The organism is Citrobacter sp. A316, assembly GCF_002042945.1.
Lineage (GTDB): Bacteria > Pseudomonadota > Gammaproteobacteria > Enterobacterales > Enterobacteriaceae > Citrobacter > Citrobacter portucalensis.
Genome location: NZ_MVFZ01000050.1, coordinates 1 through 264, shown reverse-complemented (window position 1 = coordinate 264; position 264 = coordinate 1). Strand labels below are relative to the sequence as shown.

Here is a 264-nt window from a genome sequence, read left to right as displayed (position 1 = left end):
GCGTGACCGCAGGCAGGGGGCGCACTGCTGCGCAGATACGCCCCGCATTCAGTCAGCCACCGCCGCCGCGCCAGCGTTCTGCTGCTGAGCCGTTCCCGCCGTCCGGTGCGGGGCTGGCACATCGCCCTGATGTTGCGCCGGAGCGTGACCGCAGGCAGGGGGCGCACTGCTGCGCAGATACGCCCCGCATTCAGTCAGCCACCGCCGCCGCGCCAGCGTTCTGCTGCTGAGCCGTTCCCGCCGTCCGGTGCGGGGCTGGCACAT

Annotated in this window: 1 protein-coding gene; it reads left to right on the top strand. The window is 72.7% G+C overall.

Annotated features, from left to right (window positions below; genetic code table 11):
• On the top strand, positions 1-230 hold a 230-nt coding region (locus BZK41_RS27360), incomplete at its 5' end, for a hypothetical protein (RefSeq protein WP_172313314.1).
• Between the last annotated feature and the right edge of the window lie 34 nt (positions 231-264).